The organism is Niallia nealsonii (genome assembly GCF_002835805.1).
GTDB classification, from domain to species: domain Bacteria; phylum Bacillota; class Bacilli; order Bacillales; family Cytobacillaceae; genus Niallia; species Niallia nealsonii.
Window position 1 is genome coordinate 1 of record NZ_PISE01000026.1, and the last position, 25,726, is coordinate 25,726.

Below are 25,726 nucleotides of genomic sequence, written 5' to 3' on the forward strand. Positions count from 1 at the left end.
TTTTTTATGAAATTATTGTTTCTGCTGTTTAAATTCTTTTTTAATTTTTTCTAGAAGTTCTTTATTTGTTAATACTTCAAATGCGGTTAAGGCCATCGATTTTGCCCCAAGAATCATTGCTTCTCTTGCTTGATCTGACATGGCAGCTTCTCTAAATTCATGGGTATGGCAAGCATATGCTTCATTGCAAATTTTAATATATGGATGAATCGCTGGCACCACTTGGCTTACATTCCCCATATCAAGAGAGCCTGTACCATCTTTTTGAGAGAAGATTTCTTCTTCTTTTACCCCTAATGAAATCAGCTCTTTGGTAAAAATTTCTGACAATGTATGATTGGTAATCATATCATCATAGGAAAATTCGTAGAAGGAAGCTTCCATTTTCGCCCCTGTCTGCAAGGCAGCTCCTTCTGCACATTTTTTCACTTTTTCCACTAATTCATTCACATATTCCCGTTTTGCTGCACGTACATAAAATTGGGCAACCGCATAATCCGGCACGACGTTCGCTGCTTTGCCTCCTTCTGTAATAATACCGTGAATGCGGGCATCTGAAGTGATATGCTGACGAAGTGCATTAATACTGTTAAACGTTTGCAGCACGGCATCAAGGGCATTTATTCCCATATGAGGGCTTGCTGCTGCATGAGCAGCTTTTCCAAAAAATTCAAATTGAATAGCATCCATCGCTAATGATGCACCACTTTTTACATAGTTGTCTAATGGATGCACCATCATTGCTACATCTAATGCATCAAATAAACCGGCTTCTGCCATTGTTACTTTGCCGCCTTTTGTTTCTTCTGCTGGCGTTCCAAAAACAATGATTTTCCCCCCTGTTTCCTTCAACACTTTGCTTAAGCCAATTCCTGCTGCTATACCCATTGTTCCAATTAAATTATGGCCGCAAGCATGTCCTACTTCCGGCAAAGCATCATATTCTGCCATAAATCCAATAGTCGGTCCTTGTTTGCCGCTGTCAAAAGTCGCTGTAAACGCAGTTGCAAGTCCCAATGTTCCAATTTCTACATCAAAATCATGTTTTTTTAATGTGTCTGTCAACACTTTGCATGCTTTAAATTCTTCGTGGCCTAACTCTGGATTTTCTCCTATATAAATACTAATGTCATCAAAATCATTTTTATAGTGGTCAATTGCTTCTACGATGTTCTTTTTCACTGCTTGTCAGCACCTTTCAATTATTCTACTAAAATAGTTTAGCAGAATCAGTGATAAATGCATAGTTAGAAACGAGTAAAAATAATCATAAATGTATAAATATACGATAAAAAAGCGGAGGAGCAAACGTCTTTCCACCGCTTTTTTTGTTTCCTGCCAAATATATGGTTGTTTTTAATGAACATTTTTCCCATAAAAAATTTCATTCATTTCCATTCTTAATTTGCCTGTAATCGCCATTTGTTCTTGAGTGGAAAGTTCTTCTGCCGTATAGCCAAACAAATAATTGTTTAAATCGAATTTTTTTAATTTACATTTTGTATGAAAAATATTTTCTTGATAGATGTTGACGTCGATCATATCAAATAGTGCTTTTACTTCATCTGGTATATAATTTTGGATAGAATCGATATTATGGTCGATAAATAATTTATGGCCGTTTATATCCCTTGTAAAACCTCTAACACGATAATCCATAATCATAATATCTGTATCAAATGAATGAATAAGATAATTTAATGCCTTTAAGGGAGAGATTTCGCCGCATGTGGATACATCAATATCTGCTCTAAAGGTGCTTATTCCTTCATCTGGATGATATTCAGGATAAGTATGTACCGTTATATGACTTTTATCTAAATGCATAACAACCGAATCTGGCAAAGGCCCTGGCGATTCTTCAAATACATCTTTTGGAGCCTCAGCAACAGGTCCTTCGGATACAAGCAAAGTGACACTTGCTCCTTGTGGTTCATAATCTTGTTTGGCGATATTTAATACATGAGCACCAATGATATCTGATACATCTTTTAGAATATTAGTAAGACGATCTGCATTATACTGCTCATCAATATATTCCAGATACGCTTCTCTTTCCTCTCTTGTTCTTGTATAGCATATATCATACATATTAAAACTTAAGGATTTTGTTAAATTATTAAATCCGTGGAGTTCAATTCGCTGCTGTGGTGTTAACATCTTTTTCTCCCCCAGTCATGATCACACTTTTAATATCATCGAAAATATTTTTATCTTACCCTTTTTAGCACTATTTAATCATAAAAAAAGATGATCTTTATGTTTCTGTGCACTTGGGGCAAGAAACATGAAAGATCATCCTGTAATTAAAACATGCTAAGCGAATATTTTTCTGCAAGGAGTTCCAATAGTTTTAAACCTGCGACACTATTTCCTTTATCATCGAGTGCAGGACCTGATATTCCGATGCCAAACCGGTTTGGAACAGCTCCTAATATCCCCCCTGATACACCGCTTTTTGCAGGAATGCCGACGCGAACAGCAAATTCTCCTGAAGCATTGTACATGCCGCATGTTACCATAAACGTTTTGCAGATTCTCGCAACATGTGCAGGCATAATTCGCTTATTGGTAATTGGCTCCATGCCATCTAAAGCGAAAATAATGCCAATGCGCGCAAGATCTAAACAGTTTACTTCAATCGCACATTGTTTTGTATATAAATCTAATAACTCTTCGACATCTTCATTGATGATGCCATGCTGTTTCATAAAGTAGCATAACGATCTATTTAAATGAGAGGTTTCAAATTCAGATTTAGCCACTTCTTTTGAATAGGTAGTATGTTCATTGCCAGTCAAAAGACTGACAAAAGAGAGAATTTTATTCAGGCGTTCCTCTACTGATTGACCCTTAATCATATGAGTAACAGCAAGTGCACCTGCATTAATCATGGGGTTCAGCGGTTTAGACGGATTGCTCATTTCCAGTTTAACAATGCTGTTAAAAGGATCTCCAGTCGGCTCATATCCTACTTTTTGAAATACATATTCCTCCCCGCATTCAATCAGTGCAAGGGCAAGTGTTAATACTTTGGAAATGCTTTGCAGCGTAATGCTTTCTTGGATATCTCCTGCAGAGATGCATCTGCCATCAGGATGATAAACTGCGATGGATAAATCATCTGGATTTGCTTTGCTTAAGGCTGGTATGTAATCGGCCACTTTCCCTTTTTGTGTGTAATATTTTGCTTCTTCCAATATTGCTTCTAGTTCATTGTTTGTTTGACAAGGCATATTTTTCACCAACTTTATGTAGTTTACAAATCTAGTTATTTTTTGAAATAGGAAATAGATTAGGGTTATTTTTCCCCCTTTTCTTTTTTCTAATCTGCTCCTTTTAGGGACTATGCATTATGCAAGCGCAAAAAAATATTTCTTATTTCATTCTATCTATTCTATCATATCTGACTTTTCAGAAAAAGAAAGGAAGCAAAAAAATCAGTAGCAGTATAGCGCTACTGATTTGTATCATTCATTCGCAAAAGCAATTTCTCCACTTCTTCTTTTGGAAGGGGTTTGCTGTAAAAATAACCTTGGCCCATTTTACAATTATTTTTTACAAGAAAGTGAACTTGATCTAGCTTTTCTATTCCTTCTGCAATGACAGAAAAATTCATGTTTTGTCCCATATCGATAATCGCTTTTACTAAAGACCCTTTGTGAACAGGATCATTAATATCATCAACAAAAGATTTATCGATTTTAAGGGTATCAATAGGCAAATGTTTTAAATAGCTTAAGCTAGAATAGCCTTTTCCAAAATCATCAATAGAAATAAGGAAGCCAATCTTTTTTAGTTCATTTAGGATCTTTATGGAGCGATCGATATTTTGCATAATGCTTTCTGTAATTTCTAATTCCACTGTATTAGGGTTAAGCTGCAAATCTGTGATAATCTTTTCAAAAATTTGTGCCAGTTCTGAACACTGAAATTGTTTAGCAGAAATATTAACGCTCATTGTAATGGGAGGCGTGCCAAGTGCATCCCATTTCTTTTTTTGTTTGCAAGCTTGTGTGAACACCCATTCCCCGATAGAAAAAATCAAATTGGTTTCTTCCGCCAATGGAATAAACTCTTCAGGAGAGATAAATCCATACGTAGGGTGAATCCACCTTAACAATGCTTCAAATCCAATGATTTTGTTTGTGTGCAAATTCACTTGCGGCTGATAATACAAAACTAATTCATTATGTTGAATCGCTTTTCTTAAAGCCATTTCTAATTCCATTTTTCTAGAACTTTTTATGGCTAAGGTAGAAGAATAAAATTGGAAATTATTTTTTCCGTTTTCTTTTGCTAAAAACATCGCAGCATCCGCATTTTTTATTAATGTTTCCTGATCTGACCCATCCTCTGGATATAAACTGATGCCAATACTTGCAGAAATAAAAAACTCTTCCTCTTTAATGAGGAATGGGAAGGATATTTCTTTCATAATGGTGCCGGCAATCTCTTTTATTTCTTCTAGTTGTTTGTTTTCTAAAAAGATTAAAAATTCATCGCCCCCGAGGCGGGAAACAAAACTGTCTTTTATGCTTGCCTTTTGCAGTCTTTTTGCAACCTGCTGCAAGATAATATCTCCTGTGGAATGTCCTTTTGTATCATTAATTCGTTTGAATTGATCCAAATCGACAAATAATAAAGCCATTGACTGAACAGATGGATGAAAAAGAAGTTCGTTTAGTTTGCTTTTTGAACTGTTTCGATTGGGAAGATTCGTCAATTGATCAAAATAAGCTAAATTTTTGATCATTTGATCTGTCGCTTTTCTTTTGGTAATATCTTTCCCCACTACTAGGATGGCGTGTTTGCCAGCAAATAGAATTGGTTTGCAGGATATTTCTACATCAAAAATAGCTCCTGTTTTATCTTGAATAATCTTTACTTCATATGTTTTGCTGCTATATTGTTTTTTAGGCGGGACCGGAAATACCTCTTTGATTCGTTCATAGTCTTCTTTTGATAAATAATTATCAATTGTTTGTTTCTTTAATTCTTCTGATTCAGCAATTCCTAAGATATCTTTTCCAACGTTATTTATATATAAAATTTGATAATTACTTACAACTGCGATTATATCTGGTGAAATATCGACAAGTGTGCTGAATCGTTCTTCATTTTCTTTGCTTTCGGTAATATCCAATAATACACTGGTGAATTCAATCATATTGCCATGCTGATCAAATTCTGGAATGCCTTTATCTTTTATCCAGCGAATATCGCCATTGGGCTTTACAATACGGTAGATGCTTGTAACATTTTCTCTGCGGCCAAGATTTTGGAATCTTTCTTCTAAAATAAAAGTATCCTCTTCCACTATGACATCTCGCCATAAATCGGGATTTGCGTAAAAATCTTGCAAAGGTCTGCCATATATTTTTTCAATCCCTGCTGAGATAAGCAATTCATCCTTTTTCATATCATGATACCAAATAGCAATATCTGTTGTTTCGAAGATGGTCTGCAATTTTAGATTGCTCGTTCGAATTTCTTTTACCATTTTTTCAATATTTTTTAGTATTTTTAATAAACTAAAAAGACAACCGATAAGAAATAAGGCATGTAAAGTGATATAAAGAGTATCATTGATTTCTTTATAAAAAATATTTAATACTAATGTGCTGAACATAAAAGAACATAATATAATGATCCATTTTGTTTCGTTATTTTTATAGACCATTGTGCCAATCTCCATTCGTACTCGGTGTAAGGTTAATGATTCTGTTTTTTCTTATGGCATCTTCTCTTGCATTACTGCAAAAAACAAGCTATTCCATTGTTTATTTTATTTGTTCGTCTATTTAATCCAGAGCTGACATATGAATAAAATGATGGAATCGCATAAGCAAATCATTTTATTTTACATGCAAAGCAACGTATACATTTTACCAATCAACCTATATTAGTAATATCGGAAACAGTGAAGTTATTTTTAATAGGAATATTAAAAACAAGAATGATCTGTTTATCCGAATAATTATAATTAAAGAGTGGTTAAAATAACCCCAATGGTAATCAGTGCAATGCCTATTCCATTTAATAAGCTGATTTTTTCCCCTAAAAATAAAATGGCTATAATGGTGGCAAGCACTACACTTAATTTGTCAACAGGAGCCACTTGTGTAACTTTCCCTGTTTTTAATGCTAAAAAATAAAATAGCCAGGAAGTTGCCCCTGCCACTCCACTTAACACAATCCACAAAAAGTTTTTCTTATCAGCAATCAGGCTTGGAATTTTTGTTAAATTGCCTTCAATCGCTACCACAATTACTAAAAAAGCAGCCATAATAATAGCGCGAACGGCAGTAGCTGTATTAGCATCAATATTGGCAAGCCCTATTTTTCCAAAAATCCCAACAAGTGCCGCACAGGCGGCAGATAATAAAGCAAAAATTAACCAGGACATCTTTTTTCCCCTTCCCTTTTTATGTATGTATAATGGTTCTTTCTTCTTTTTCTTAGGATACACTAATTTCCGGAAATATTATTCCTTTTTTTCTAAATCAGACAAAATAGAGTAGTAGCATAAAAAGCATGCTACTACTCTATTTTGTCTTGATACTGTTTATAATGAATGTGTTTCTGTGTGAATTCTTGGCTCATTCCACATTTTCAGCCATTTGCTTGTTGCCGTAATCATAATAATGATCCCAAGGATTAACATGATAATGGAAAGAATGCCGTTTAATACATTATATCCCGCTGCATTTGGATTAAAATAGACGTTTGTAATCATCCAATATCCCGCATAATTAACAGTGATGAATAAATAAGCCATTGGTATTAAACAAGTCAGCATATATCTGCGCTTATCGGCAATTTTTAAAATAACCGTTGCACCAATAATTAACCCAATGCTTGCCATCAGCTGATTAGAAACACCAAATAATGCCCATACTGAACTAATATCGCCAGAGTACAGAAGATAGCCCCACATAAAACACGCAAGAGCACTTGCAAAAATCGATCCAGGCAGCCAGTCAACTTTTTTTAATGGCCGATAAAATTCTCCAAAAAAGTCTTGAATTAAATAGCGAGCAACTCTTGTGCCAGCATCAATTGCTGTTAAAATGAATACAGCTTCAAACATAATGACAAATTGAAAGAAATAAGAGGATAGATGCTGAAACCAAGAAATCTCGGTAAAAACATATGTCATTCCAACAGCAAGTGTTACTGCTCCTCCTGTTCTTCCTTCTAAGTCAATGCCAATTTCTCTCGATAATTCAGGAAGATTGGTTACATTCATTCCTAATGTTTGAAATACTTGCGGCGAAGAATTAATGGCAAAGTAATCTCCTGGATGGAGTGCTGTTGCAGCAATCAATGCCATAATGCCAACTAAACATTCCACAAGCATCGCTCCAAAACCGACTACTTTTATATCACTCCATTTGTCGAGCATTTTTGGCGTTGTTCCAGATCCAACAAATGCATGGAATCCAGAAATCGCTCCACACGCGATGGTAATCGAAATGAATGGCCATACAGGACCCGCAATAACTGGACCGCCGCCATGGATAAAAGAAGTAAAGGCAGGAAACTCGATAACTGGATTAATAATAAATACCCCAATAATCAGTGCGATAAAAACGCCAATTTTCATAAAGCTGGATAAGTAATCTCTTGGCGCCAACAACAGCCATACAGGCAGTGCTGCTGCAAAAAATGCATAAATAGGAAGAATAATAGCAAGTGTTTTCGTATCAAATGTCAAAAAATCTCCAAGTGCAGTATCTTGTATGGATGGTCCTATAAAAACACCCACCATTAATAAAATAAATCCAATAGTAGAAGTCATTTTTAAATTGCCCGTTTTTTTATAAAGAATGCCAACACCCATGGCGATCGGAATCGTTATTCCAACGGCAAATGTCCCCCAAGGATTTCGTTCTAATGCATGAAGAACAACCATCGATAAGCCTGCCATTGTAATGGTAATAATAAATAACATCGCAAGCCCTGTGCAAAATCCAGCTACAGGTCCTAACTCTTCTTTTGCTACTTCTGATAAGGATTTTCCTTTTTTGCGCATACTAGCAAATAATACAACAGCATCATGGACTGCTCCTCCAATCACTGCTCCAATCAACAGCCACAACAGTCCTGGAAGATAGCCAAACTGTGCCGCAAGAATTGGCCCAACAAGTGGTCCTGCAGCCGCAATTGCTGCAAAATGATGGCCAAATGACACCCACTTATTTGTTGGTACATAATCTTTGCCGTCATTTAATTCATGTGCCGGCGTTAATTTTTCATCATTTAGTTTTAATACTTTTACCGCCATAAATGTTCCATATAAACGATAGGCAATCATTAAAATACACATGGATGCTATCACTATTGTAATCGCATTCATTTTTCTCATCCCCCTTTTTCTGCTTTTATTATAAAAGATGAAAAGAAGATAAATGCGTTTTCAATGCTAATTGCAGAAATCTCACTGTGAACTGCAGAAATAAAAAGCTAAGATGCAGCTAAAATTGTAAAACCTGTTTCAGATCTTTTGTATAGTTTCTGCTGACCGGAATTTTTGCCCCATCTTCCATAAAAAGTTGGTAGGTAGAATGAAACCATGGCTCAATTTCTTTGATTTTATCCATATTAACAAGAAAGCTGCGATGAACACGAAACATCGAGCTATTTTTCAGTTTTTGTTCCAACTGTATTAAGGTACTTGTGACGATAATCGTTTCAGTTTTTGTTGTAATGGACGTTTTATTGTTTTGAGACTGAATATATAATATTTCTTCTATGGAAATAATTTTTATCCGATCATCACTGGATACTGCAATTTTATCGGGCATAGGATTGGCAGTCTTTGATGCTGCTGCCTTATTTTTATTGTGTTTAGCAGCCTGTACATGCTGGAGTTTTTTTATGGTGATTTTTAGCCGCTCCTCATCAATCGGTTTTAAAAGATAGTCTATTGCATGCACGTTAAAAGCATGAAGGGCATATTCATCATAAGCGGTTGCAAAAACAATTTCCGGCGGATTCTTTAGCATGCTGATTTTTTCTGCTAATTGTATGCCACTTTCATTGCCAAGCTGGATATCAAGAAAAATAACATCGACTGTTTCTGTATAGAGGAGAAATTCTAATTCATCTTCTACCGAATCATATTCCCCCACTATTTCAACCGCATCTGTTCTTTTTAATAAATACATTAATTCGTCTCTAGCCAATGGTTCATCTTCCACTACTAATGCTTTCAACATCCTCATTCCCCCATTGTCTTATTTCTCTGATTGGAAGCCTAATCGTAATTTTTGTTCCCCTATTTGGTTCACTTTCCAGCAAAAAAATGGCTTTTCGGCCATACAGCTCTTTTATCCGTTTAGATATATTCCATAATGCCGTACCAGTGCCTTTTTCGGAATGTACTGTTTTATTTCCGAGCATTAATAGTAATTCCTCCGACATGCCCTTCCCGTTGTCTTCTACCATCAGCACAAGAAAGTCATGTTGTCTATAGCCTGTTAAATAGATATCCCCTTTTTTTGTGGCAGAAAAAGCATGTCTTAATGTATTTTCGATTAATGGCTGTAGAACAAATGGTGGAACTAATACATTATGTAAAGAAGAATCGATCGAACAATGAAGGGAAAATTTATCAGGAAATCTCGCTTTTTCTAATGCCAAAAAGGCGTCAACATGCTCTAATTCTTGTTTGAGTGGGATATACATGTTTTTTGATCCTTGCAGATTGCTGCGAAAAAAAGCACTTAATTGATGAACCATCCTTCTCGCTTTATCCCGATCCGTTCGGATTAAGGCAGCAATCGTATTCATGCTGTTAAATAAAAAATGTGGATGAATTTGAGCCTGCAGTGCTTTAATTTCTGCATCTTTTAATAGTTTTTGCTGGTTTTCCGCTTCTGCTAGTTCTAATTGCATGGAAAATAACTTGCTTAATCCTTCTGCTAATTTATATTCAACAATTCCCATATTTTTCGAATTTGTAAAATATAACTTTAATGTTCCAACAATTTTCTGATTTGCTTTTAACGGAAGCACAATCGCAGCTTGCAATGGACATTCTAGATGAGAGCAATGAATCTCTTTTTTAGTGATGGCAGTAACTATTTTCCCTGATGCAAGCACATGCCTGGTTAATTCGGTTTCTGTTTTTTCTAAAGGAATATGGTGGTCCGATCCAATGCCAATATGAGTTAGCACCATGGTTCGATTTGTAATGGCTACTGCTTCTGCTGATGTTGCTGCAATAATAATCTGTGCTGCATGGCGACTTGATTCAGGAGTTAGGCCAAGACGGAAATAGGGCAAAGTGCTTTGCGCAATATCTAATGCAACTTCTGTTTGCGCTGCTTTTGTTTGTTCTTCTTCCGATAAAATACTTTGAATCAAATAAATAAAAACTAAAATGCCAAATCCATTAATGATAACCATCGGTACAGTGATAACAGATACCAATCCGAAAGCGCTATCAAATGGTTTTGCCAAAAGAAGAATAATTGCCATTTGCAACAGTTCCATACAAATGCAAATAAAGACTGTTTTAAATGGAGGATTTTGAAAAAAACGATATTTTCTGCCGATTAATCCAGTAAGAAGCCCAGCTATAATAGTCGAAATCCCACATGCAATGCTTGTAAAGCCACCTAATGTAAATCGGTGCAATCCTGCAATAAGTCCGACTCCAAACCCGACAGCAGGCCCTCCTAATAACCCGCCAATCGCCACTCCCATAATGCGTGTATTGGCAATTGCTGTACTTTCCTCTAGATTGGTCTGCCAGGAATGAGACATAATGTTTCCCTTCTCAATCGCCACCCCTGTATAATTGCTGATGATACCAAACACTCCAAAAATGAACATAAGCAGCATTTTTTCTTGGAAGTCATACTCCCTTTCTTTTTGTATCATCCCACGAAACAGCGATACACGAGAAAGCAAAAAAGCAAATAATACTAAGATACCGACTCTTTCTATCATAATAGGCAAAAGGATAATCAATGGTTTTCCTCCTTTCTATGCCCGCATACTTTTATTATACTGAATTACAGTTTGTTCGCATCCTTTTTTGCATATATTTCCTGTTTTTATAGGAAAATCCTTCCTTGTAAAAAAACGAGAGGAACTGTACATGCCATTCTCCTTTTTCCTATGGTATGATAAAAAAATGAATAAAACATGGGGGTATTTATCATGGCAAAGAAAAAATATTATGTAGTATGGAATGGCAGAAAACCTGGTATTTATACAACCTGGGCCGAATGTGAGAAGCAGACAAAAGGATATCAAGGGGCCTCTTTTAAATCATTTCCTACTTTACCAGAAGCAGAACAAGCATATGGACAAGGAAAAAATACAACAAACAGCACTCGAACTGCTAGTGCTGGAAATAAAAAAACTTCGTCTTCTCCTGCTCCAGCAATTGAGGAAAACAGCGTCTCAGTAGATGCAGCATGCAGCGGCAATCCAGGAATGATGGAATATAGAGGAGTACATACAAAAACAGGGGAAACGATTTTTCATTATGGACCAGTACTGGGCACTAATAATATCGGAGAATTCCTTGGCATCGTTCATGCATTGGCACACTTGCAAAAAGAAGGAAAAAATACAACGATCTATACAGACAGCATGACGGCGCTTGCATGGGTCCGCAATAAAAAGGCCAATACAACGCTTGTAAGAGACGATCGTACAGAAGCTCTTTGGCAAAAAGTGGAGGGTGCGGAAAAATGGCTCAAAGAAAATAGTTATTCCAATAAAGTAATCAAATGGGATACAAAACGTTACGGGGAAATAAAGGCAGATTTTGGGAGAAAATAAGCCAACAATAAAAGGGTAAAATAAAAATAACAGGTTCGGTTTTGAAGTGAAAAGTATCAATTCACGACTAAACTTCTATTATAAATCGAACTGGTAATAACAATAAATTCAAAAAAAAGCAGAGGATTTCGTATCCTTCTGCTCTTTTTTGAATTTATTAATTTCTAGTCTAAAAACTTACACCATAGAACTCTTTGTAATTTTATGGAATATACTAGGATGTTTGCTAAAAGATTATTGTTTTTCGAATAGTTTCCATGAGTAAATCTATTGTTAAGACAGGTTGATTGGAGTGAAAGGTACGTGACTCCTTGTGGGATTAGCGGGACAGATGAGACCCCGCAGTCGATACGCCGAAGAGGCTCACCGCGCAGCGAGCATCCCTTCACTGCAATCAACCTACTCCTTTAAAAGCAACAAAGTTTACGAAAACAGCCATATACTAAGCATCAGATTTAAATTCCATAATGTATCATGTATTTCTGCTCTTCTTTTGCCTGTATAATTTTTAAAGCTAATTCACTAAGTTCAGCAGATTGTTTAAAGTATCTGGAAGACGTGACAACATCATAAAATATTGATAATGACTCCTGTGGGATAATTGTAATTCCGTAATAGGCTAAACCATATTCTGGTCGAGTAAATGAGTGAAAGTAGGTTTTTATGATAGATAAATGTTCATATAAACTTTGGATAATATCATCATCAACTGAAATACAATGGTATTTTTGCGGGGTATAATCGTTGTAATTTTTCTCCCTGTTAAAATCATCAATTATCCCAAATTCATGTACACAAGGCATAGACAACACCCTTTCTTAAAGAAACACCATATCCTTCTGACTTAATTTATCATGCAAGTCCTTAAACTTGTAAAAATAGCTGAAGCACTTTACTTTACTTCAGCCCAGACTGTCGACAAACTGAGAGCATCTGTAGCTTAAACAGATGCTCCTTTTTTTATTCTTCTGTGGTTTCTATCCACATAGTTTTTACTTTTCCTGCATCGCTTTCATCTATCACAAAAGAACCATTTGAATAGCGGTCATTAAAACGAATCGGCTCAACGGCAATTTGTTCGATTTCGCCCTTTTCTGTTTCTAAATAGAGAACATCTTGTTTATGGACAATTGCCATACCGACAATTCGATGGGGATTTGCTTTTAGTTCCCTTAACATCACAACACCCCGTTTGGCTCTGCCTGTGTTTTCAAATTCCGTAAGTTTCATTTTTTTGACAGAGCCCCTCTGTGTTAAAATAACGACACTTTGTTCTTTTGCATTGGTAATGAGTTTGCCTGATACAACAAAATCTTTTTCTTTTAAGTTTACTCCTTTAACCCCAGCAGCACGCACACCCACTATATTGACTTCTTCTTCATGGAAACGAAGTGCATAGCCGCTATAGGTGGCAACAAGCACTTCTTCCTTGCCTGTTGTAAGATGCACATCCACTACTTCATCATCGCCTTTTAAATTAATGGCAACAAGAGGTTTCGAATAGCGCTGTGCTTTATATTGATTTAATTCTGATTTTTTTGCCATGCCATTTTTCGTAAAGAACAATAAGTATCCTGATGTTTCAAAATCTTTAACTGGAATGGCTTGGATAATGCATTCATCCCGGTCAATCGGAATAATGTTGGAAATATGCTGTCCTAAATCTTTCCAGCGGATATCTGGCAATAAATGAACAGGACAATATAAATAATTTCCTTTATTCGTAAATAATAAAACGACTTCTGTTGTATTAATGTCGATTTTCTTTAAAATCCGATCACTATCTTTCATACCAAAATCCTGGCCATTGCTTGCAGCATAGGAACGTTGGCTTGTACGTTTTATGTATCCTTCTTTTGTCACCGTCACAATCACATCTTCACTGGCAACAAGCACTTCTAAATTGATTTTAATTTCTTCAATTTCTGCTTGAATGATAGTGCGTCTCGGTGTTTCAAAACGTTTTTTTACATCTTTTAACTCTTTTTTAATCACAGAAAGCAATTTTTTTTCACTTGCTAAAATAGCTGTCCACTCCGCGATTTTTTTGGCAAGATCCTTTGCTTCAGCTTGCAATGCGGTAATATCTGTATTGGTTAATCGATACAACTGCAAGGAGACAATAGCTTCTGCTTGAGGCTCCGTAAATTGAAAAGCGGAGATTAAATTATCTTTTGCATTCCGTTTATCTTTTGATGCACGGATAGTTGCAATCACTTCATCTAAAATCGACAGCGCTTTAATCAATCCATCTACAATATGTTGGCGCTCTTTTGCTTTTTCTAAATCAAATTGTGTGCGTTTTGTTACTACTTCTTTTTGATGTTCAATATAAGCATCCAAAAGCGGCAAAATGCCCATTAGCTTTGGCCGTTTATTATAGATTGCTACCATATTAAAACTATACGTAATCTGCAAATCCGTGTTTTTATATAAAAAATGCAAAATGCCATTAGCATCTGTTTCTTTTTTTAATTCTATTACGATACGCAAGCCAGTGCGGTCTGTCTCATCGCGGACTTCGGCAATTCCTTCTACTTTACGATCTAAGCGAAGTTCATCAATTTTTTTGACAAGATTGCTTTTGTTGATTTCATATGGAATTTCCGTGATGACAATTTGCTGCTTGCCGCCTCTAAGTTCTTCCATTTCCGTTTTGCCTCGAACGACAATTTTTCCTTTACCGGTTTCATAAGCTTTCTTTAAACCTTCAACCCCTTGAATAATACCGCCAGTCGGGAAATCTGGTCCTTTAATATGCTCCATAATATCGTCAACCGAACAAGTAGGATGATCCATTCGTTCAATTACTCCATCAATCACTTCTCCTAAATGATGGGGAGGAATATCAGTTGCATACCCTGCTGAAATCCCAGTCGAACCATTTACAAGCAAGTTAGGAAACTTTGCTGGAAGCACGGTCGGTTCATTGGATGTATCATCAAAGTTTGGAATAAATTCTACTGTTCTTTTTTCGATATCTTTTAAGAGTTCTGCAGAAATGGCTGATAATCTTGCTTCTGTATAACGCATCGCTGCAGGTGGATCTCCGTCTAAACTTCCGTTGTTGCCATGCATTTGTATCAATACATTGCGCAGCTTCCATTCTTGGCTCATCCGCACCATTGCATCATAAACAGATGAATCTCCATGTGGGTGATAGTTCCCGATTACATTTCCGACTGTTTTTGCTGATTTGCGGAAATTCTTTTCTTGGGTGTTTCCATCCACATGCATCGCATAAAGAATGCGGCGCTGTACTGGTTTTAAGCCATCTCTTGCATCAGGCAGTGCCCGCTCTTGAATAATATATTTACTGTACCGTCCAAAACGGTCGCCGAGAACGTCCTCTAGGGGCAAATCACGAAATTGTTCTGTTGAACTCATGATTGACTTCCCTCCTCTGCAACCACAATATTTTCATTTTCCAAAATGCTTCCATCTTCTTCTAAACCAAATGCCACATTGGATTCAATCCATTTCCGTCGTGGTTCGACTTTATCGCCCATTAATGTTGTTACACGGCGTTCTGCTCGGGCAATATCATCAATTTTTACCCGTATTAACGTTCTTGTTTCTGGGTTCATCGTCGTATCCCATAATTGATCAGCGTTCATTTCTCCAAGTCCTTTATAACGCTGCAGGGTGTAGCCTTTGCCGATTTTTTTAATCGCATCCTGCAGATCATCATCGCTCCAGGAATATTCGATCTTTTCATTTTTGCCTGTACCTTTGCTTACTTTATATAAAGGGGGCAGAGCAATATAGACTTTTCCTGCTTCAATAAGTGGTTTCATGTAGCGGTAAAAAAAAGTCAACAGCAATACTTGAATATGAGCGCCGTCCGTATCTGCATCTGTCATAATAATAATTTTTTCATAATTAGAATCTTCTACATTAAATTCTGCACCAACACCACTGCCAATTGCATGAATAATCGTGTTGATTTCTTCATTTTTAAAAATATCGGCAAGTTTTGCTTTTTCTGTATTAATAACTTTCCCCCGAAGCGGCAGCACTGCTTGAAAACGGCGGTCTCTTCCTTGTTTGGCCGATCCTCCCGCAGAGTCCCCTTCGACTAAATACAATTCATTTTTTAATGGATTGCGAGATTGTGCTGGCGTTAATTTGCCGGAAAGAACCGCTTCTGAACGTTTTCTTTTTTTGCCGCCTCTTGCTTCTTCCCTAGCTTTTCTCGCAGCTTCTCTTGCTTGATAGGCTTTTATCGCCTTTTTGATCAAAAGCGAACTGGTTTCTGGATTTTCTTCTAAAAAATAAGCAAGATGTTCTGATACAACAGCATCCACTGCAGACCTTGCTTCACTTGTGCCTAATTTTCCTTTTGTTTGTCCTTCAAACTGTAGCAGATCTTCTGGTACACGCACAGAAACAATTGCCGCAAGCCCTTCACGAATATCCGATCCGTCCAAATTTTTATCTTTTTCTTTTAAAAGATTTACTTTTCTTGCATATTCATTAAACATTCTTGTCATTGCTGTTTTGGACCCAGCTTCATGTGTTCCTCCGTCTTTTGTGCGGACATTATTAACAAAGGACAGCACATTTTCTGAATAGCCATCGTTAAATTGAAAAGCAAACTCTACTTCAATGCCATTGCTTTCGCCTTCTAAACTGACAACTGGATGCAAGGTGTCTTTTTCCTCATTTAAATATTCGACAAATGCTTCAATCCCATTCTCATACAAGAAAACATTATGAAGATCATGTCTATCATCAATCAATTCAATCCTTAAACCTTTTAATAAAAATGCAGACTCTCTCAACCGCTCACTTAATGTTTCAAAATTATAAGTTGTAGTAGAGAAAATCGTTGGATCTGGCTTAAAATGAATGGTTGTGCCTGTTTGTGTGGTTTTTCCTTTTTTTTCAAGCGTTGTAACTGGTTTACCCCCATGTTCAAAACGCTGTTCATAAATAAAACCATCTCGTTTAATTTTGACAACGACCCATTCAGACAAAGCATTCACAACAGAAGCGCCGACCCCGTGCAAACCGCCGCTTGTTTTATAGCTTCCTTGTCCAAACTTTCCTCCTGCATGAAGAATAGTAAAAATGACTTCCGGCGTCGGTTTGCCAATTTTATGCATTCCAGTAGGCATTCCTCTTCCTTTGTCTTGTACACTAATACTATTATCCCGATGTATTTTTACAATGATCGCATCTCCAAATCCGGCTAATGCTTCATCGACCGCGTTATCTACAATTTCATATACTAAATGATGCAATCCTCTTGAATCCGTGCTGCCAATATACATGCCAGGACGTTTTCTCACTGCTTCCAGCCCTTCTAAGACCTGTATGGCATCATCGTTATAATCAAATGTTTGCTGAGTTTTTGCCACATACATACCCCTTTCACCTTTAAAACACGACATGTTCTCTTTTTATGTATCATGTCGAACAATTGTTTATGTATTCGTCCAATATCTAAATTTCCCTTTAATTTATCTCCAAATTTTTTTGGAAATTATCATTTGGCCGTAAAAGCAACAAAAAGAAGGTCATAAACATCCCCCCTTCTTTTCGCCACATTATTTACTAAAAAAATAAGAAGCATAACCATTTAAACTAAAAAACGAAGTGAAAAATGTTTTTATTTTTACAAATGCAGTAAATAATCCACAACAAGAACAATTGTTCTGTTTTTTTATTGTATCATTTTTTTTTAAAACGAGAAATCTTTTTCTTTTTTTGGTTTATTTTTTGCACAGGTACTCATCATATACTATTACTAAAAAAAGAAAAAGTTATTTTTATAAAGTAAAACTTCAATCAGTGGAGGTTCTTCATCCACACCTAGATTTCTTCTGCCTTCTCCTAATCCTTTAGGTAAAGATCTTACTGTGTTCCGTTAATGCAAGATAAAGTATTATTTACGTAAATGTCTATATTATGTTAACACAGAATGATAGGAAAAAAAACTTGACGCTCATTTTCCTTATGTATGGTTCTAGGGAAAAAGATTCTTTTAAAAAAAGAAATCTCCTAAAAAATAAAAAGAGAGATCCATGCCAAAACAGACAATCCCCATTAAAATTCTGTCTGCAAAAAGGCAATGAACCCAACTTTTCACTCTATTATTTTGTTAAAGCATGCTCCACTTTAATGCAGCGATCCATAATAACCGTATATCCTTTTTCTGCTAAACGCTGAAATGTTTCTTCATGGGCCACTCCGAGTTGAGCCCAAAATACATCTGCATCTATTTTTTCAAACTGATCGGCCACTTCGGGCAAATATTCTGATCTTCTAAAAACATTCACAATATCCACATGACCTGTTATATCAGACAAATTGGCAACAGCTTTCACTCCAAAAACTTCTTGTATAGTTGGATTGACAGGAATAATTTCATAGCCTGCCTCTTTCATTGCATAGCTTACCATATAAGAAGTTCTTTCCGGATTGTCGCTTAATCCAACCACTGCAATTCTTTTTGCTTTTTTTAAAAGTTCACCAATTTCTTGTCTGCTAGGATTTTCGATTGCCATCATTATCTCTCCTTTTGTCTTATCTCCGGATTAAAAACAGTAAAGTTATAAATGGTCTCTACTGATGGAAGTTCCCTTTTATCTATTCCCAATCAGTAAAAATAACAAACGCCTTGAAAAAGTAAGCGTTTACTCTAATGATTTTAATCTCTCTTTTAATTGTCTAAAATAATGCTGTTAAATTATGATAACAAATTTTATTGGCGAAAGAAAAGAAAAAAACCATAAACAAAAGGATATTTGGTGAATTTTCATCAGAAAAAGTGCCAGCAAATAGAACGTCTTATACGTTGCATGCTTAATAACAGCAAAAAGTTTGGCTGCACAAATGGACAGCCAAACTTTTTTAGCATGAATAAAATTACTGTTCCTTTTTTTCCTCTAAAGCAAGAGCACTCCAAGCTGTTTCATCTGCAAAAAATCTCGACCAGCTGGCAATTCCAGCTAAATCATACTTATCGACAAGTTTAGCTCGGTTAGATAAAGATACTTCATCTTCTAGCCAAATTTTATAGGTCGATTTTGTTTTGCTGTCATAATACTCTCCGTAATTTTGACCTGTTTCTTCATCATACGTAACCGTTACTTTGTGTTTTTTTACCCATTCATCGGCTTTTTCCATCGATAAAGCTTTCGAAGAAATATCGCCATTTGCTTTTTCTTCCCACAATCTTGTATACAGAGGTACCCCTAAGACTAATTTCTCATTTGGGACTTCTTCCATTAATGATTCTAAATTATTTTCTACCCATGGCAAACTCGCAACACTTCCAGATTCTGGAGATGTTGCCCAATGTTCGTCATAGGCCATTACCACCATATAATCGACTAGATCACTAAGATGAGCTCGTTCGAAAAAGGCCGAATAGTTGCCCCCTGCAATAAAGGTGACATCCATGGATACAGTCAGACCTGCATCATGCAAGTATGGGGTTGCTTCTCTAACAAACTGAGTAACATATTTGCCATCTTCTTCGTTGACATTTTCAATATCAATATTGATTCCATCTAAATTATACATCTCACTGTATACAAGCAACTGGCGGATAACTTTTTTCCTTGTTTTATAATCTTTAAATACTTCATGTGTTTTTTCTGGTGAAAAATCATTGGAAAATAAACCCCATACTTGGTATTTCTGTTTATGGGCCCATTTTACATAGGCAGTAGACCCTAAATTGCTGACATTCCCTTTATTATCCGATAACTTAAACCAGGTTGGCGAAACAACATTGACGCCTTCCATTTTCTTAATGGTAGAAGTATCCGGATTTTTCGAGTAGACAGCTTCCCATGTTAATTGAATCGGGCCATTTACTTTCTCCAGTTTTGGTTCCTTTTGTTCTAATTCTGCTTTTACGGTTTCTGTTTTCCCTTTTTGAACCAAATCTTTTTTAATAAATCCTGCTATCCCATTTTTTTTGCGAATATAATAATAACCATCTTTTTCATTTTCAATGGTTATCGATTCTTTATCAGCTACTTCTGCTGTGTAAGATGCGAACATACTTGGTTCTGTGCGCAGTCTTTTGTAGTCCTCATCTTTTTTAGCTGCTTTTACGGTTGCATATGTTTTCTTTTCTCCATCTTTTTCTAATAGAATCCCATTATTGTCTTTTAATATAGAATAAGATAAAGCATAAAAATCAACTAAAGGATCAATCGCAACATATACTTCGCCATTTTCATCTTTAATCGGATGAAATTGCAGATTTACCGCCTCATTATTGACAAAATAAGAAACAGAATCTGTTGGGAATTGTACAACTTTATCTTTTGTTGTCACAATAACAGAATTGCTGCTGGAATCATACGTAATCGAACTATCAATATTTTTTTGCCAAACAGATAAAGGAAGATAAACTGTATCATTGGCAGTAATGGCGTTGCCTATTTGTTTTCCATTTAATAAAATTGGTTTTTCCCCATCAAAATAACTGCTTTTCTCCTTGCTTGCAAATGGATAAAAAAGCAGAAGAACACTTGAAAGAATCAGGAAAATCCCGATCGTCAGTCCAAGTATGAGTTTTTTCTTTTTTTGCCTTTTAGGCGGTTGAATAATTAATTGAGACATGCTTTCCTCCTTGACGTAACTCTACCGATGCCTTTCAATAGCTTCTTTAAAAAGTGTGAGTTTCATAGAATAATAATTTTATGATAACATTATTTGTGAATAGAAAAAAGAAATCCCACTTGATATTTAGGATTCCAGTAACTAGCATATGCATTAAATATGGTTGTTTTATAAAAAGTTTAATCGTTCAGATCAATGCTAAAATTATTTTTATTTTAAACCCATTTTTTTATTTTCCAATCAAAATCTACTGACTAACATAAACTATTAAAGCATGGTTTTCCCAAAATCCAGCTGTTCTTGCCTAATTCCCTCTGGTACAAGCATGCCTCCTGTTCCCCAAAAAACATGAGTCGATTGAGGCATGTTTTCGTAAAGTTTTTCTTTTTCCGTATATGACTTAATCGTTATTGGGCCATAAAAACCTGCGAGTGCAGATGGCTCTAAATATTCCTTTTCTGTTTCAAATAATAATGCCTGCAAACGAAACAATTCGTTATCGGAAATCGTATAACAGCCGCTAATGAAACTGCCAATATGATCTGCAACAAATTCAGATGCTTTGCCTACCGCAAGGCCATCTGCTTCTGTCTGATTATCTAACTGAAGGTCTTGGACCGAAATATCCTTTATATTGGTATAAAGCCTTGTAAGCATAGCGGGAGAATGGGTTGGTTCCGCAAAAAAACAGTGCACATTTTTTTGAAATACTTTTTTTAATCCATAAGCAATACCACCTGGAGCTCCGCCGACTCCACAAGGCAAATAGACGAATAATGGATGATTTTCATCGACAAGAATTTGTTTTGCATGTAATTGCTCCTCTAAGCGATACGCCGCAGTTGCATACCCTTCAAATAAATGGGTGGAATTTTCGTCATCAATAAAATAGCAAAAAGAATCCTTTTCTGCTTCCTTTCTCCCTTGTTCTACAGCAACACTATAATCTGCATCATGTTCAACGACCGTTGCGCCAATTTCTTTAAGCTTATCTTTTTTCCATGTTTTCGCATCTTTTGACATATGTACAATTACCTGAAAACCCAATTTTCTTCCAATGATGCCAATGCTTAAACCTAGATTCCCTGTAGAACCAACAATGATGGTAAAATCCGCAAAAAAACTTTTTATAGAAGGAAATAGCAGTTTCCGATAAGATTCTTTTTGATCAATCAGCTTATTCTCTAACGCTAGTTTTTCCGCAAATTTCAGCACTTCATAAATGCCGCCTCTTGCTTTGACTGATCCTGATATAGGCAATTGATGATCTGATTTGACAAACCAATTGCCAAAAAAAATTTGATTTTCCTTCTTCTCCATCGCTTGCTTAAATAAAGGAATCTGTTGCAATGATGATTCAATCAAACCAAAATCAGAATGAGTTTCAGGGAACCATTCAGCTATAACAGGGGCAAAGCGCTGTAATCTTTTTATTGCTTCTTCCATATTAACTTCCTTAATTGTAGCAACGGGAAGCTCGTTTTTCTTCTCATTTATCCAGCAAACCTCTTGATATTTTGTTATGGAGCGCAATAAAGGATAATCTTGCAACAATTTTTTTAGCGATTTATTGGTCATTCTTTTTCCCATCCTTCCGTCTTTTGCACATTCTTTTTACTATTCTTGAAACAGTTATTTCTTCCTCCTATTTAAGAAAAAATGGTAAACTTATCCTATTACATATAATAAAATAGGAGCCATATAATGACTATATACTCACAAAGATTAATCACTACTTTTTATGAATTTACCTATCTTTTATACCAATCGAGAACAAAAGGTTTATATGTAGTCAGCCAAACGGCTAATCTTGATTATTTTGATCCTGATTTACAAAGTATGGTGAAATATGGATTGTCGTTGCTAGGTGAAGGTTTGGTAGAAAACACGATGAGATTTCTGTTAAATTTGCGGAAAATAGATCTTTGCAGCAACCAAACCATTTCTAGTGAAACAGTAAAATTACTAACCATTTGTATAGAATCTTGCCTTTATCTGAGCAGAGGAGATTATGACGACTATCGTTTGTTTGTACATACTGTTATGAGATATGAAGGAAAAGAACTGGATTTTTCAATATCACAAATAATAGCCTCTCTTATAGAAGACGAAAATGCACAGAAAAACACAACGAGACAAGAATTTATGGCATATGTACAAAAATGGTCCGCTGCTTCCAATGATAAAGTATTGTCAAAAAAAGAAATAGATAAATTGTTGGAAGAAAAATAATAAACAGGCAAAATTAGAGCCTAAAATAGACAACTAGGCTCTAATTTTACCACAAATCAAACAATGCCTTTGTATCACAAGAGAGTTTTCTTTTTCCATCATATTCATTGCGGTAATCGCAAAATGCATAATCTTTGCCCCATTCTTCATGAAAAAGGGTGATTTTTTTGATTCCATGAATAATAGTATATACCTCTTCATTGGACATAGTTGGATGAAGGGACAGGCGCACCCAGCCAGGTTTATGGGAAAAATCTCCTCCCATTACTTCTTGGCTAATTGTTTTCGATTGTTCTTTTGTTATATGCAATAAATGATGTCCATATGGTCCCGCACAAGAGCAGCCTCCTCTTACTTGTATGCCAAAGCGATCGTTTAATAGCCGCACCATTAAGTCATAATGAACATTTTTGGCGATAAAAGAAATAACGCCAAGGCGATTTTTGTTGTGGGAATCGAGCACTTCTATTCCTTCTATTTTTTCTAATTCGGCAAGCGCAATCATTACCAGTTCTTTTTCTCTTGTCTCGATCTCTTGTATGCCCATATTTTCTTTTAATTTTATCGATAATGCTGTTTTAATCGCTTGCAAAAATCCTGGTGTCCCGCCCTCTTCTCTTTCCTCGATGTCTTTTTTATAAAGAATATCGCCCCATTGATTAGTAAAATCAACGGTTCCTCCTCCTGGCAAATCAGGCACTTTTAATGTGAGCAAGTTTTTATTCATTAGTAAAACACCGCTTGTGCCAGGCCCTCCAAGAAATTTATGCGGAGAAAAGTAGATGGCATCTAATTGTTCTCTTTTATTACTTGGATGCATATTGATTTCGACATAAGGCGCAGAAGCGGAAAAATCGATAAAACATAGGCCATTATGATGATGCATAATGCTTGCTAAACGATGATAATCTGTTTTTCTTCCTGTTACGTTAGAACAAGCAGTAAAAGCACCAATTTTTTGTTTCCTATCTTTATATTTTTCCAGGATTTCTTCTAGATAGTCATAATCCACATCTCCTGTTGAATCAGGGAGAATCATTTCTACATCTGCATTTGTTTCTACCCAAGAAAGATAATTGGAATGATGCTCCATATGTGTTACAAAAACAATGGGTCTTTCTAATTTATGCTGCTTTTTTGGCTGTTTTAGCCCAAGTATTCTCTGTAGCTTATTTACTGCTGCTGTCATACCAGAACCTGCAAACAAAAGTATATCGTTCTCATTTGCATGAACATGTGACTTTATAATCCCTTTTGCTTCTTCATAAGCCTTTGTCATATAGGTTCCTGTAATATTTGATTCTGTATGAGTGTTTCCTACAAATGGACCTAACTCTTTTGTTAATTTTTCTTCAATACTTTTATATAAACGACCGCTTGCAGTCCAATCAGCATAGAGAAGTTTTTGCTTGCCAAAGGCTGCGAATGTTTGATTATGCCCAATAATATTCTGTTTAAATCTCGAAAAATACGATTCTAAATCACTATTGAAAAAGTATGTGGATTCGCCAACTCTTGCTTTTATCAATCTGAAAGCCCCTTTCTCCCTCACTTAATAACCTATGTTAAAATAAAAAAGAAGTTAATCAACACAAGCTAAAAATTCAAAAATTTTCTGTAAGGGAGCGAGGAAAAGTGAACTTATTATTTCCAGAGTATGTTCAATCTTATATAGAAAACTTAATCGATTCGGGAAAATCAAAATTAACATTAAAACAGTATGAATCCGATATCAAAAAGTTTATCAACTGGCTGGAAAAAGAGAAAAAAAGCACTGATTTCGAAACATTTGCCGCTCTTCAAACAGAAGATATACGCGCTTATTTTCTTTATTTGAGAGAACAGGATTTATCCCAGGCAACTATTCGCCGCTTGGCATCTGTATTAAGCCGCCTTATGAAATTTCATCAAGTAATAGCTGCTGAGGAAATTCATAAACTTTCAGAAGCGCTGCCTATGCGTTCTTTAACAGAAAATGATTTTATTAAAAAAGAGGAATACAATCGGTTGCTTGAATCTTTACAAACAAAAGAGATCGAACAAACAAAAAAGTCGGCCCGGAACTATTTGCTAGATAGAAATATCGCCATTGTCCAACTGATCCGAACATATGGATTAACTCCTCAAGAAATACATAATCTAACCATGAAAAATATTAATTTTGCACAAAAGGAGCTGATCTTAGAAGGGAATGAAGCCTCTAGAAAATTTACACTTGAGGAAGATATTATAAAGAATATAAGAGCCTATTTCTTTTCTATTCCGTCATTATTTCGACCAAAATATCATACACTTGATCCTTTGTTTGTTGCTTTTAACAATATTTCCTACTCTTTTCAATATGATTATGATGTTCAGCGTCCCAAGGTTTTATCTGTTCGCGCTATTCAGGAAATGATTAAAGATGAAGTAAGAAAAATTCCTCTGAGAAAAATTTCTGCGGTAACATTAAGAAATACAGCCATTTTGGATTATATAAAAGAAGAACATCGAGATGAGCAAATTATGAAGCGATTTGCCCTTACTAGTGAAGCAGCACTGCGGCGGTATAAACAGTTTATTGAAGCTGCTTTTTCTACAAAAGAAACAAATAAAGGAAAATAATAATGATTCATATAAAAGCAGATCCACATAACCATGTATACAAATTACTGCTTGCTGCTGCATTTCGTGTTTGTGATTCCTTTCAGCTAATCCTTAGAAGTGATATGGGTGCAACGTATAAAAAATATCAAACTATTATGAATGATTTAGAGCCTTCTTTCCTTATGAAGAAAAATCAAGCAGAATGGGCAAGCACAATGCTTTTCGGCGGAAAAAAGGTAGAGGTTTTTTATTATCAAACAGATAAAAACGCATTGGAAGCATTAACTAAATATAGCGATTCTTTATACGCTTGGGAACATCCAAAATTGCCGGAAGACTTGTCTTTTTTTCAAAAAGGGAAAGAGTGGCTTGTTACAAGCAGCCATGAACAATGGTGTACGATATCGCCAAACAATGAAAAAGAAAGGATAATGGTTACAAGTATTCCTGGTTTATTGTTTGAAATAGAATGAAGTGAAATTTCTATCAGGCTTTTACGGGCAAATTTCTGCCTATC

19 protein-coding genes are annotated in these 25,726 nt (G+C 35.8%); 4 read left to right on the forward strand and 15 right to left on the reverse strand.

Annotated elements, in window-relative coordinates:
- Nucleotides 1–12: 12 nt before the first annotated feature.
- The 8 genes from CWS01_RS12455 to CWS01_RS12490 form a co-directional block, all read right to left on the reverse strand.
- Nucleotides 13–1,182 carry a M20 family metallopeptidase gene (locus tag CWS01_RS12455; protein ID WP_101177530.1) on the reverse strand — a complete coding sequence of 390 codons (1,170 nt, stop codon included), beginning with the start codon at nucleotides 1,180–1,182 and terminating at the stop codon, nucleotides 13–15.
- Nucleotides 1,183–1,356: 174 nt separating this feature from the next.
- Nucleotides 1,357–2,160 carry an adenosylmethionine decarboxylase gene (gene speD, locus CWS01_RS12460; RefSeq protein ID WP_101177531.1) on the reverse strand — a complete coding sequence of 268 codons (804 nt, stop codon included), beginning with the start codon at nucleotides 2,158–2,160 and terminating at the stop codon, nucleotides 1,357–1,359.
- A 146-nt stretch (nucleotides 2,161–2,306) separates the two neighbouring features.
- Entirely contained in the window at nucleotides 2,307–3,236 is a 930-nt protein-coding gene (gene glsA, locus CWS01_RS12465) for a glutaminase A (RefSeq protein ID WP_101177532.1), read from the reverse strand.
- Between the two features lie 221 nt (nucleotides 3,237–3,457).
- Complete coding sequence (locus CWS01_RS12470; RefSeq protein WP_168714391.1) at nucleotides 3,458–5,683, reverse strand: sensor domain-containing protein; 2,226 nt, start codon at nucleotides 5,681–5,683, stop codon at nucleotides 3,458–3,460.
- A 303-nt stretch (nucleotides 5,684–5,986) separates the two neighbouring features.
- On the reverse strand, nucleotides 5,987–6,409 hold the full coding sequence (locus tag CWS01_RS12475) for an EamA family transporter (RefSeq protein ID WP_101177534.1): 423 nt from the start codon (nucleotides 6,407–6,409) through the stop codon (nucleotides 5,987–5,989).
- 159 nt (nucleotides 6,410–6,568) lie between these two features.
- Nucleotides 6,569–8,362 (reverse strand): carbon starvation protein CstA, encoded by a 1,794-nt coding sequence (gene cstA / locus CWS01_RS12480; RefSeq protein ID WP_101177535.1) that lies wholly within the window; start codon nucleotides 8,360–8,362, stop codon nucleotides 6,569–6,571.
- A gap of 118 nt (nucleotides 8,363–8,480) precedes the next feature.
- Nucleotides 8,481–9,224: a LytR/AlgR family response regulator transcription factor gene (locus CWS01_RS12485; RefSeq protein ID WP_101177536.1), complete on the reverse strand. Its 744-nt coding sequence runs from the start codon at nucleotides 9,222–9,224 to the stop codon at nucleotides 8,481–8,483.
- A complete protein-coding gene (locus tag CWS01_RS12490; RefSeq protein WP_101177537.1) occupies nucleotides 9,196–10,983 on the reverse strand; it encodes a sensor histidine kinase in 1,788 nt (595 codons plus the stop codon). Before CWS01_RS12490 ends, CWS01_RS12485 begins: the two co-directional genes overlap by 29 nt.
- Before the next feature lie 192 nt (nucleotides 10,984–11,175).
- On the opposite strand from CWS01_RS12490, the gene CWS01_RS12495 reads away from it, so the two are divergent.
- Entirely contained in the window at nucleotides 11,176–11,805 is a 630-nt protein-coding gene (locus CWS01_RS12495; protein ID WP_101177538.1) for a ribonuclease H1 domain-containing protein, read from the forward strand.
- A 455-nt stretch (nucleotides 11,806–12,260) separates the two neighbouring features.
- Here the strand turns inward: CWS01_RS12495 and CWS01_RS12500 are convergent, their stop codons facing one another.
- The 6 genes from CWS01_RS12500 to CWS01_RS12525 all read right to left on the reverse strand — a co-directional run bounded on the left by CWS01_RS12500 (nucleotide 12,261) and on the right by CWS01_RS12525 (nucleotide 21,969).
- The gene (locus CWS01_RS12500; RefSeq protein ID WP_101177539.1) at nucleotides 12,261–12,608 is read right to left on the reverse strand and encodes a short-chain dehydrogenase; all 348 of its coding nucleotides are present in this window, start codon (nucleotides 12,606–12,608) and stop codon (nucleotides 12,261–12,263) included.
- A gap of 157 nt (nucleotides 12,609–12,765) precedes the next feature.
- On the reverse strand, nucleotides 12,766–15,192 hold the full coding sequence (gene parC / locus CWS01_RS12505; protein WP_101177540.1) for a DNA topoisomerase IV subunit A: 2,427 nt from the start codon (nucleotides 15,190–15,192) through the stop codon (nucleotides 12,766–12,768).
- Complete coding sequence (gene parE / locus CWS01_RS12510; RefSeq protein WP_101177598.1) at nucleotides 15,189–17,168, reverse strand: DNA topoisomerase IV subunit B; 1,980 nt, start codon at nucleotides 17,166–17,168, stop codon at nucleotides 15,189–15,191. The genes parC and parE overlap by 4 nt, the downstream gene beginning before the upstream one ends.
- A gap of 735 nt (nucleotides 17,169–17,903) precedes the next feature.
- The gene (locus tag CWS01_RS12515) at nucleotides 17,904–18,317 is read right to left on the reverse strand and encodes a CoA-binding protein (RefSeq protein WP_101177541.1); all 414 of its coding nucleotides are present in this window, start codon (nucleotides 18,315–18,317) and stop codon (nucleotides 17,904–17,906) included.
- A gap of 361 nt (nucleotides 18,318–18,678) precedes the next feature.
- Complete coding sequence (locus tag CWS01_RS12520; protein WP_101177542.1) at nucleotides 18,679–20,391, reverse strand: glycosyl hydrolase family 18 protein; 1,713 nt, start codon at nucleotides 20,389–20,391, stop codon at nucleotides 18,679–18,681.
- A gap of 267 nt (nucleotides 20,392–20,658) precedes the next feature.
- The gene (locus CWS01_RS12525; RefSeq protein ID WP_235852049.1) at nucleotides 20,659–21,969 is read right to left on the reverse strand and encodes a D-serine ammonia-lyase; all 1,311 of its coding nucleotides are present in this window, start codon (nucleotides 21,967–21,969) and stop codon (nucleotides 20,659–20,661) included.
- A gap of 126 nt (nucleotides 21,970–22,095) precedes the next feature.
- On the opposite strand from CWS01_RS12525, the gene CWS01_RS12530 reads away from it, so the two are divergent.
- Nucleotides 22,096–22,623, forward strand: a complete 528-nt coding sequence (locus CWS01_RS12530) for a hypothetical protein (protein ID WP_101177544.1) — start codon at nucleotides 22,096–22,098, stop codon at nucleotides 22,621–22,623.
- A gap of 46 nt (nucleotides 22,624–22,669) precedes the next feature.
- Here CWS01_RS12530 and CWS01_RS12535 read toward each other — a convergent pair whose 3' ends face one another.
- A complete protein-coding gene (locus CWS01_RS12535) occupies nucleotides 22,670–24,151 on the reverse strand; it encodes an aminotransferase class V-fold PLP-dependent enzyme (RefSeq protein WP_101177545.1) in 1,482 nt (493 codons plus the stop codon).
- Between the two features lie 107 nt (nucleotides 24,152–24,258).
- Here CWS01_RS12535 and CWS01_RS12540 point away from each other — a divergent pair, with 107 nt between their 5' ends.
- On the forward strand, nucleotides 24,259–25,227 hold the full coding sequence (locus tag CWS01_RS12540; protein ID WP_157827646.1) for a tyrosine-type recombinase/integrase: 969 nt from the start codon (nucleotides 24,259–24,261) through the stop codon (nucleotides 25,225–25,227).
- A 2-nt stretch (nucleotides 25,228–25,229) separates the two neighbouring features.
- Entirely contained in the window at nucleotides 25,230–25,682 is a 453-nt protein-coding gene (locus tag CWS01_RS12545; protein ID WP_101177547.1) for a stage III sporulation protein AH, read from the forward strand.
- Nucleotides 25,683–25,726 lie beyond the last annotated feature (44 nt).